General features: G+C 74.5%; 3 protein-coding genes. All 3 read left to right on the forward strand.

The annotated features are described in order from the left end of the window. Nucleotides 1–3011: type I polyketide synthase (locus tag ACZ5CW_RS40980; protein ID WP_468610893.1), on the forward strand; the 3011-nt coding region annotated here is incomplete at its 5' end. A gap of 139 nt (nt 3012–3150) precedes the next feature. Continuing rightward, nucleotides 3151–9675: an SDR family NAD(P)-dependent oxidoreductase gene (locus tag ACZ5CW_RS40985; RefSeq protein WP_468610895.1), complete on the forward strand. Its 6525-nt coding sequence runs from the start codon at nt 3151–3153 to the stop codon at nt 9673–9675. A gap of 26 nt (nt 9676–9701) precedes the next feature. Next, a partial coding sequence (locus ACZ5CW_RS40990) for a type I polyketide synthase (RefSeq protein WP_468610897.1) occupies nt 9702–11583 on the forward strand: 1882 nt, incomplete at its 3' end.

Raw genomic sequence — 11583 nt, forward strand, 5'->3', positions numbered from 1 at the left:
TGGCGGTCGCGGCGGCCCGTCGGGACCGGGGTGAGGCGGCCACGGTGTTCGCGGCGCTCGCCGCCCTGCACGCCCACGGCGTGGACGTGGACTGGTCGGGGCAGTTGTCCGGTGCTCGTGTGGTGGATGTTCCGACGTATGCGTTCCAGCGTCGCCGGTACTGGCTGGACGCCTCCGCGGGTGTGGGCGGAGCCGACCGGTTCGGGCTCGACACCACCGGCCACCCCCTCCTCGGCGCCGCCGTCACGCTGGCGGCTCGGCAGGAGATGGTGCTCACCGGGCGGCTGGCGGTGACGGCACAGCCATGGCTCGCCGACCACGCCGTGGGGGGCGCGGTGCTGCTGCCCGGCGCGGCCCTGCTCGACCTGGCGCTGCACGCGGCCGGCGCGAGCGGGTGTTCCTCCGTCGAGGAACTGGAGCTGGAGGTGCCCCTCGTCCTGCCGGAACAGGGTGCCGTGGACGTGCAGGTGATCGTCGGTCCGCCGGACGGCTCGGGGCGCCGGCCGCTGGGCGTGCACTCCCGGCCGGGTGACGCCGAGCCGGACGCCCCCTGGGCCACGCACGCGACCGGTGCGCTGAACGCCGCACCGGCCGGGCAGCCGCCCGCCGATCCGTGGGCGGCCGGAGCCTGGCCTCCGCCGGACGCGGTCGCCGTGCCGCTGGACAAGGTCTACCCCCGGCTGTCCGAGCTGGGCTACGCCTACGGGCCCGCCTTCCAGGCGCTCCAGGCGGCATGGCGGCTCGGCGACGACCTGCTGGCCGAGGTCCGGCTCCCGGAGGCCGCACCGCCGGCCGACGGCCACGCGGTTCACCCCGCCCTGCTCGACGGTGCGCTGCACCCGCTGCTGCTCGAACTGCTGGACGCGCGGGCCGACCGGTCCGGACAGGTGCGGCTGCCCTTCGGCTGGCGCGGCGTCACGCACCGCGCGCAGCCGGGCGACGGAACCGTCCGGGTCCGGCTCGCCCGGGTCGGCGCCGACGAGGTGTCCGTCACCCTGACCGACGGCGCGGGCCGCGTCCTGCTGACCGCCGACTCCCTGACCCTGCGGACGGTCGCGGCCGACCGGCTGGCCGACACGGCCGTACCCGGCATGCTGTTCGGCGTCGAGTGGACGCCCCTGCCCCCCGGTGCCCCGGAAACACCCGCCCCAGGGGATCCGGCCGGCCCCTGGGCGGTCGTCGGGCCGCTGCCCGTGCCACGCGACGCCGACACCCCGGTGCGCCACCACGAGGACCTCGACTCGCTGCTGGCGTCGGTCGCCGCGGGCGCCGCCGCCCCCGGCACGGTCCTGATGCACGCCGGACCGGCGCCCGAAGAACCGGACGTCCCGGCGGCGGCGGGCGCCGCACTCACCGGCACACTCGCCCTGGTACGCCGCTGGTTCGCGGAACCGGCCACGGCGGACAGCCGCCTCGTCCTGGTCACCCGGTCGGCGGTCGCCACCCGCGACGGCGAGGTGCCGGACCCGGCCGCCGCGCCGGTGTGGGGGCTGGTCCGCAGCGCACAGGCCGAGGAACCGGACCGGGTGCTCCTCCTCGACACGGACGTGGCGGACCTCCCCGGCCGTGCCGTGGCCGCCGCACTGGCCGCGGACGAACCCCAGGTCGCGGTGCGCGGCGGCACCGTCCTGGTGCCGCGGCTCACCCGGACCGGCGCACCGGCCGGGCAGGCCCCGGCGGACTGGGGCGGCGACGGCACGGTTCTGGTCACCGGTGGTACGGGTGGCCTGGGTGCGCTGTTCGCCCGGCATCTGGTCGAGGAGTACGGCGTACGGCACCTGCTGCTGACCAGCCGGCGTGGTGCGGCGGCTCCGGGGGCGGAGGAACTGGCAGCCGAGCTGCGGGAGTCGGGGGCGGAGGTGACGGTCGCGGCCTGTGACGTGGCGGACCGGGCGGCGCTGGCCGCCCTGCTGGAGACGGTTCCGGCCGGGCATCCGCTGACCGCCGTCGTGCACGCCGCCGGCGTCCTCGACGATGCCACCGTCGCCACCATGACCGACCGGCAGCTGCGCACCGTGCTGTCCGCCAAGGTGGACGCCGCCTGGAACCTCCACCTGCTGACCCAGGACCTGCCGCTCACCGCCTTCGTCCTGTTCTCCTCGATAGCCGGCACCCTCGGCACCGCGGGGCAGGGCAACTACGCGGCGGGCAACGCCTTCCTGGACGCGCTCGCCCAGTACCGCCGGGCGAGCGGCCGGCCGGCGGTCTCCCTCGCCTGGGGCCTGTGGGAACGGGAGAGCGGCATGGGCGGCGCGCTCGACGCGGGCGCGCTGGCCAGGCTCGGACGGTCCGGCATCGCCGGCATCGGCGACGCCCAGGGGCTGCGGCTGTTCGACGCGGCCATGGCACTCGACCGGCCCGTGCTGGCGCCGGTCCACCTGAACCTGGCCGCGTTGCAGACCGCTGCGGAGGCCCCACCCGCCCTGCTGTCCGGGCTCGTGCGCACCACCCGTCGGCCCGCCCGGGAGACCGCCCGGGCGGCGTCCACCGGCGAAGGGCTCGCCACCCGGCTGCGCCAACTGGCCGAACAGGACCGCCACCAGGCCGTACGGGACCTGGTGCGCGCCGAACTGGCACACGTGCTGGGCTTCGAGACCGCCGACGGCATCGACATCGAGCGCGGGTTCCTCGACATGGGCGTCGACTCGCTGACCGCCGTCGAACTACGGCGCCGGCTCAGCACGCTCACCGGCCTGCAACTGCGTACCACCGCCGTCTTCGACCATCCCACCGTCAGCCGGCTGGCCGACCATGTGCTCGCCGAGCTGCTGCCGGCCGGCGCCGACCGGACGTGGGCCACCGCGTTCGACCGCTGGGAGGCCGAGCTTGCCGAACTGGCCACGGATCCGGAGGCCCGCGGCGAGGTCGTGGCACGGCTCCAGCAGGTCCTGACGAGGCTGCGCGGCCCGGAGCAGGAGCCCGCCTCCGGCCCGGCCGCCGACGTGATCGACGAGGCCAGCGACGAGGAACTGTTCCGTCTGCTCGACGGCACCCTCGAAACCCCCGAATGACCAGGTGGTCGCGGCCGCCCCGCTTTAGCGACGGATAAGGGGCCGCCAAGACCACCGACCTACCGTGAACGAACCGCGTGGCTGCCTCCCGGAACGGGACGGCTTACCTGCCGCACACCCTGAGGAGAGTGGATCGCCGATGGCGGACGAGGAGAAGCTCCGCGCCTATCTCAAGCGGGCGACGACGGACCTTCAGGAGGCCCGACGCCGGCTTCAGCAGGTCGAGTCGGACAGGCGCGAGCCGATCGCCGTCGTCGCCATGTCCTGCCGGTACCCCGGCGGCGTCCGTACCCCGGGCGACCTGTGGCGTGCGGTCGCCGACGGACAGGACGCCATCGGGGAGTTCCCCTCCGACCGCGGCTGGGGCGTGGACGAGCTGTACGACCCCGACCCCGACAGCGTCGGGAAGTCCACCACCCGCCAGGGCGGCTTCCTGCACGAGGCCGGCCACTTCGATGCCGGGTTCTTCGGCATCTCGCCGCGCGAGGCACTCGCCGTCGACCCGCAGCAGCGGCTGCTGCTCACCCTCGCCTGGGAGGCCGTGGAGCAGGCCGGCATTCTGCCCGCCGCCCTCCGCGGCGAGCAGGTGGGCGTCTTCACCGGCGTCATGTACAGCGACTACGGCACCCGCGTCCACCAGCCCTCCGAGGAGTTCGAGGGCTACCTCGTGCAGGGCAGCGCGGCCAGCATCGCCTCCGGCCGGATCGCCTACACCTTCGGCTTCCACGGTCCGGCGGTGACGGTGGACACGGCCTGTTCCTCGTCCCTCGTGTCGATCCACCTGGCCGCCCAGGCGCTGCGGCGCGGCGAGTGCACCCTCGCCCTCGCCGGCGGTGTGACGGTGATGGCCACGCCCAACACCTTCGTGGAGTTCAGCCGCCAGCGCGGACTCGCCCCGGACGGACGCTGCAAGGCGTTCGCCGCGGCCGCCGACGGCACCGGCTGGAGCGAGGGCGCCGGGCTGCTGCTGCTGGAGCGGCTGTCGGACGCGCGGCGCAACGGGCACCAGGTGCTGGCCGTGATCCGGGGCAGCGCCGTCAACCAGGACGGCGCCAGCAGCCAGCTCACGGCGCCGAACGGCCCCGCCCAGCAGCGGGTGATCCGGCAGGCGCTGGCGGACGCCGGCTTGTCGGCGGCGGACGTGGACGTGATCGAGGCGCACGGCACCGGCACCTCGCTCGGCGACCCGATCGAGGCCGAGGCACTGATCGCCACCTACGGCGCGGCCCGTACCCCGGAACAGCCCTTGTGGCTGGGGTCGTTGAAGTCGAACATCGGGCACACCCAGGCCGCGGCCGGTGTCGGCGGTGTGATCAAGATGGTGGAGGCCATCCGGCACGCCGAGATACCGCGCACCCTGCACGTGGACGAGCCGTCCCCGCACGTGGACTGGTCCGCGGGCACGGTCCGGCTGCTGACCGAGCCCCAGCAGTGGAAGGGTGACGACCCGCGCCGGGCCGGGGTGTCCTCCTTCGGCATCAGCGGTACCAACGCCCACGTGATCATCGAGCAGGCGCCCGACGAGGAGCCCGCCGCCCCACTGGAGCGGACGACGCTGCCGCTGCTGCTGTCGGCGCGGTCGCCGGAGGCGCTGCGGGAACAGGCGGAACGGCTGCACGCGCACCTGACGGCACGGCCCGAGATCGGGGTCGGGGACGCGGCGCACACCCTCGCCACCGCCCGGACGACGTTCCCGCACCGGGCCGCCGTCCTGGGCACCGACCGCGACGAACTGCTCGCCGGGCTCGAAGCGCTCGCCCAGGGCACGCCGTCCGCCGACGTCGTGTCCGGCGCCACCCCCGACCGCACCGGCAAGGTCGTGTTCGTCTTTCCGGGGCAGGGGTCGCAGTGGGTGGGGATGGGCCGGGAGTTGCTGGCGAGTGAGCCGGTGTTCGCGGAGCGTCTTGCCGAGTGTGCGGTGGCGTTGGAGCCGTTCACGGGGTGGTCGGTGGTGGATGTGCTGCGGGGCGGGGCGGATGCGCCGTCGTTGGAGCGTGTCGATGTGGTGCAGCCGGTGCTGTTCGCGGTGATGGTGTCGTTGGCCGCGGTGTGGCAGGGGTTCGGTGTGCGTCCGGCGGCTGTGGTGGGGCATTCGCAGGGGGAGATCGCGGCCGCGTGTGTGGCGGGTGCGTTGAGTCTGGAGGACGCGGCGCGGGTCGTGGCGTTGCGCAGCAAGGCGATCACGGCACTGGCCGGACAGGGCGGCATGCTCTCGGTACCGCTCGCCGCGGACCGCGTGAGCGCCGACATCGAACCCTGGGCCGGCCGGGCCGGAGTGGCCGCCGTCAACGGCGCCTCGTCCACCGTGGTCTCCGGTGACGCCGCGGCGCTCGAGGAGATCCTCGCCCACTACGTGGCACAGGACGTACGCGCCAGGGCCGTACCGGTCGACTACGCCTCGCACTCGGCACACGTCGAGGCCATCGAGGAGGACATCCGCACCGCCCTCGCCCCCGTCGTCCCCAGGAGCCCGGAGATCCCGGTGTTCTCCACCCTCACCGGCGAGTGGGCCGAACCGACCGCCTTCGACGCCGACTACTGGTACCGCAACCTGCGCCACCCCGTGCGGTTCGGCCCGGCCACCCAGGCCCTCGCCGAACAGGGACACACCGTGTTCGTCGAGGTCAGCGCCCACCCGGTGCTGGTCATGGGCATCCAGGAGACGCTGGACGCGGCCGGGCTGCCCGGCGCCGCCTTCGGCACCCTGCGCCGCGACCGGGGCGGACTGCGGCAGTTCACCGAGGCCGTCGCACACACCCATCTCGCCGGCGTCGCCGTCGACTGGAGCCGTATCGCACCCGACGGCGCCCGCCCCGTCGAGCTGCCCACCTACCCGTTCCAGGAGGAACGTCTCTGGCTGGACGCCGACGCGGCCCTGTCCGACGCGGCCGAGCTGGGCCTGCACGCCGCCGGCCACCCGCTGCTGGGGGCCGCCGTCGATCTCGCCGACGGCGGCACGGTCCTCACCGGGCGGCTCTCGACATCCGCCCAGCCCTGGCTCGCCGACCACACCGTCTTCGACACGGTCCTGCTGCCCGGCACCGCCCTGCTCGAACTGGCCGTCCGCCTCGGCGACGAGGTGCGCTGCCCGCGCGTCGACGAACTCACCCTGGAGACACCGCTCGTCCTGCCCGAGCAGGGAGCCCTGCGGATCCAGCTGGTGGCCGAGGCCGCCGACGACACCGGGCGACGCGCCTTCGCCGTGCACTCCCGCGCCGACGACGACCTGCCGTGGCAGCGGCACGCGTCCGGCGTCCTCGCCCCCGACGACGGAGCGCCCGTACCCCGGCCGGCCCTCGAGAACCGGCCGCCGGCCGGTGCCGGGCGCGTGGAACTGGACGGCTTCTACACGGAACTGGCCGCGACCGGATACGGCTACGGCCCCGCCTTCCAGGGGCTGCGGGCCCTGTGGCAGGACGGCGACGACCTGTACGCCGAGGTGGAACTGACCGGCGGGACCGCCGCCGAGGCCGCGCGGTACGGAGTCCACCCCGCGCTGCTGGACGCCGTCCTGCACGCGCTCTGCTCCGAGCGGCCGGACACCGTCCGGCTGCCCTTCGCCTGGGCCGGCGTACGACTGCACGCGAGCGGCGCCACCGCCGCCCGGGCCCGGCTCACCCGCATCGGCACCGACCAGGTCGCCCTCACGCTCACCGACGCCACCGGTGCGCCGGTGCTCACGGCCGACTCGCTGACCCTGCGCACCACCGACGCGGCACGACTGGCCGACCGCCGCCACAGCCCCGACGCGCTGCTCGCCCCGCACTGGCGACCGGCCGCCCTCGAGCAGGCCGTCCCCGTGGACGTCTCCACCTGGGCACTGCTCGGGGACGCCCCGCTCGGCGAACCGATCCGGATCGCCGAGGGCGCCCCGCGTCCGCATCGCCGGCCGGCCGACCTCCTCGCGGAGCCGGCGACCGGCGCGACGGCGCCCGAGATCGTCGTCCTGCCCGTCGCACCGGTGGCCGGCCCGGCCACGGACGCGACCGCCCCCGGCACCCCCGCCGATCCGGCGGCCCCGGACACCGCCAAGGCCACGGTCCTGGACATCCTGTCGGTCATCCAGGAATTCCTCGAAGCACCCGAGTTCGCCGAGAGCCGGCTGGTTGTGCTCACCCAGGGCGCCGTGGCCGCGGCGCCGGGGGAGACCGTGCACGACCCGGCCGCGGCCGCCGTGTGGGGGCTGGTGCGTACCGCGCAGTCCGAGCACCCCGACCGGTTCGTGCTGGCCGACCTCGAACCGGCGGGTGCCGCACCGGAACTCCTGGCCGCCGCGCTCGGCAGCGGGGAACCGCAGTTCGCGATCCGGGCCGGCGAGGTCCTGCTGCCGCGCCTGATCCGCACCGGCGAGCAGGAACGGCTCGTCCCGCCGGAGGACGCGTCCAACTGGAAGCTCGACACCACCGGCAGGGGCACCTTCGAGAACCTCGCCCTTGTCCCGTCCGACGACGACACCCGGCCGCTGGGACCCGGCGAGGTCCGGGTCGCCGTCCGCGCCGCGGGCCTGAACTTCCGCGACACGCTGATCGCCCTCGGCATGTACCCCGGCCAGGCGGCGATCGGCGGCGAGGCCGCCGGAACCGTCGTCGAGGTCGCCCCCGACGTCACCGGACTGGCGCCCGGCGACCGGGTGATGGGCCTGTTCCCCGGCGGAGGCATCGCACCCCTCGCCGTCACCGACCACCGCATGCTCGGCAGGATCCCGCGCGGCTGGACGTACACGCAGGCCGCCTGCGTCCCGGTCGTCTATCTCACCGCCTACTACGGGCTGCGCGACCTGGCCGACGTACAGGCGGGAGAGTCCCTGCTCATCCACGCCGTCACCGGCGGCGTCGGCATGGCCGCCCTCCAACTGGCCCGGCACTGGGGCATGGAGGTGTACGGCACCGCCAGCCCCGGAAAGTGGGACATCGCCCGCGCCCTCGGCGTGGACGGCGAACGGCTCGCCTCCTCCCGCGACCTGGAGTTCGAGGAGCGGTTCCGCGCCGCCACCGGCGGACGGGGTGTCGACGTGGTGCTCAACTCCCTCGCCCGCGAGTTCGTCGACGCCTCGCTCCGGCTGCTCGGCTCCGGCGGCCGGTTCCTGGAGATGGGCAAGACCGACATCCGGCCGGTCGCCGACCTGGCGGCCGAGCACCCCGGGGTCGCGTACCACCCCTACGACCTGGTGCTGAACGCCGGACCGGACCGGATCGGCGAGATGCTCCGCGAACTCGCCGACCTCTTCGACCGAGGCGTCCTCACCCCCCTGCCCACCACCACCTGGGACGCCGCCCGGACCCCCGCCGCCTTCCGTCACCTCGCCCAGGCCCGGCACACCGGCAAGCTGGCCGTGGTGCTCCCACCGCGCCTCAGCCCCGCCCACAGCGTCCTGGTCACCGGCGGCACCGGCACCCTGGGCGCCCTCACCGCCCGCCATCTGGTCACCCGGCACGGCGTACGGCACCTGCTGCTCGTCGGCCGGCAGGGCGAACAGGCACCCGGTGCGGCCGAACTGCGCGCCGAACTCACCGCGCTGGGCGCCGACGTCACCATCGCCGCCTGCGATGTCGCCGACCCCGACGACCTGGCCGCCCTGCTCGCCCGCATCCCGGCCGAGCACCCGCTGACCGCGGTCGTCCACGCGGCCGGCGTCCTGGACGACGCGACCGTGGACCGGCTCTCCCCCGGGCAGTTCGACAGCGTCCTGCGCGCCAAGGCGGAGACGGCCTGGAACCTGCACCGGCTGACCCGGGACGCGAACCTGTCGGCGTTCGTGGTCTTCTCCTCCCTCGCCGGTGTCCTCGGCAGCCCCGGACAGGGCAACTACGCCGCGGCCAACGCCTACCTGGACGCACTCGTCCAGCACCGCCGAAGTGAGGGACTGCCCGCCACCTCCCTCGTCTGGGGCCTGTGGACCGAGGCCTCCGGCATGACCGGAGCGATGAACGCCGCCGACGTACGGCGGGTCTCGGCACTCGGGATCCGCCCGGTGGAACCCACCGAGGGACTGGCCCGGTTCGACGCGGCACTCGCCCACGGCGGCGCCGTCCTCGTCCCGGCCGACCCCGACACCACCGCACTGCGCGCGGCCGACCCGGCGTCCGTCACCCCGCTCCTGCGTGACCTGGTCCAGCACTCCGTACGGCCCACCGCGCACACCGCGCGCCCCGCGGGGAGCGCCGCGCTCCTGGACGGCATGGACGAGGCCGCACAGCAGCAGTACCTGATCGACCTGGTACGCGGCCACGCGGCCACCGTCCTCGGACACGCCGCCGCCGACGCGATCGACGCGGCACAGGAATTCAAGAAGATCGGGTTCGACTCACTGACCGCCGTGGAACTGCGCAACCGGCTCGCCACCGCGACCGGGCTGCGCCTCCCGGCCACCCTGGTCTTCGACCGTCCCACGCCCACCGCCCTGGCCGCCGAACTGCGCACCCGGCTGGCCCCGGCCGACACCACACCGACCGTCCTCGCCGAACTCGACCGGCTCGCGGACCGGTTGCGCACCGCCGACGTCGATGCCGACACCCGTACGGCCATCGGCGAGCGGCTCGGCGCCCTGCTGCGCTCCTGGAACACCCTGCCCGACGGTGCCGACGACGAGCCGGCCGAGGACCTCGGCTCCGCCACCGACGAAGAACTGTTCAGCGTGATCGAGAACGAGCTCGGGATCTCCTGAGCCTGCCCGGAGGATGTTGACGTCGCATGGCAAACGATCAGACGGCGAACGACGCCAAGCTGCGTGACTACCTGAAGAAGGTCACCACCGAGCTCCGGCAGGCCCGCCAGCAACTCGCCGACACCGAGGCCCGGGCACACGACCCGGTCGCGGTGGTCGGCATGGCCTGCCACCTGCCCGGCGGCGTGGCCTCTCCCGACGATCTCTGGAACCTCGTCGCCGAGGGCCGTGACGCCCTCGGCCCCTTCCCGACCGACCGCGGCTGGGACCTCGACACCCTGTTCGACCCCGATCCCGAGCGGCCGGGCAGCTGCTACGCCCGCCGTGGCGGCTTCCTCGAGGACGCCGGCGGCTTCGACGCCGGGTTCTTCGACATCTCCCCGCGCGAGGCCCTGGCCATGGCCCCGCAGCAGCGGCTCATCCTGGAGACCGCGTGGGAGGCCCTCGAACACGCCGGCATCGAACCCGGCACCCTGCGCGGCAGCCGTACCGGCGTCTACACCGGCGCCGACGATCAGGACTACGCGACCGTGCTCGCCGGAACCGCCGCGGACCTGCACGGCTACATCGGCACCGGCACCCTCTCGGCCCTGATCTCCGGCCGGGTCGCGTACACCCTCGGTCTGGAGGGTCCGGCGGTGACGGTGGACACGGCGTGCTCGTCGTCCCTCGTCGCGATCCACCTCGCGGTGCAGGCGCTGCGACGCGGCGAGTGCACCCTCGCCCTCGCAGGCGGCGTCGCCGTGATGTCGACCCCCAACGTCCTCACCGAGTTCAGCCGCCAGCGCGGCCTGGCGCCGGACGGACGCTGCAAGGCGTTCGCGGCGGGCGCGGACGGCACCGGCTTCGCCGAGGGCGCCGGGCTGCTGGTGCTGGAGCGGCTGTCGGACGCGCGGCGCAGCGGGCACCGGGTGCTGGCCGTGATCCGGGGCAGCGCCGTCAACCAGGACGGTGCGTCGAACGGGTTGACGGCGCCGAACGGTCCGTCGCAGCAGCGGGTGATCCGGCAGGCGCTGGCGGACGCCGGCTTGTCGGCGGCGGACGTGGACCTGGTGGAGGCGCACGGCACGGGCACCTCGCTCGGCGACCCGATCGAGGCGGAGGCGCTGATCGCCACGTACGGCGCGGCTCGTTCCGCGGAGCGGCCGTTGTGGCTGGGGTCGTTGAAGTCGAACATCGGGCATGCGCAGGCGGCAGCGGGTGTCGGTGGTGTGATCAAGATGGTGGAGGCCATCCGGCACGCCGAGATGCCGCGCACCCTGCATGTGGACGAGCCGTCCCCGCACGTGGACTGGTCCGCCGGTACGGTCCAGTTGCTGACCGAACGCCGGCAGTGGAAGGGCGACGACCCGCGCCGGGCCGGAGTGTCCTCCTTCGGTATCAGCGGCACCAACGCCCACCTGATCATCGAACAGGCCCCTGCCGACGAACACCCCGCTCCCACCGACCCGCCCGCCGGCACGCTGTTGCCCTGGGTGCTCTCCGCCCGGAGCGCGGACGCCCTGCGCGAGCAGGCCCGTCGGCTCGCCGACCGGTTGCCCCGCACGCTCGGCGGGGCAGACCTCGCCGGCGTCGGACACGCCTTGCTGACCACCCGCTCCGCCTTCGACCACCGCGCCGTGGTCGTCGCCGGTGAGACGGACGGCTTCCTCGCCGGTCTCGAAGCCCTGGCCGAGGGACGGCCGGCGGCGGGGACCGTGACGGGTCATGCGGGCGCGGGTGGTCGTCCGGCGTTCGTGTTCACGGGTCAGGGTGCTCAGCGGGTGGGGATGGGCCGGGAGTTGTATGGGGTGTTCCCGGTGTTCGCGGCTGTGTTGGACGAGGTGTGTGGGTTTGTCGATCCGTTGTTGGGTCGGTCGTTGCGTGAGGTGATGTTCGAGGGTCCGGTGGAGGTGTTGGATCGGACGG

The organism is Streptomyces sp. NPDC031379 (assembly GCF_055569615.1).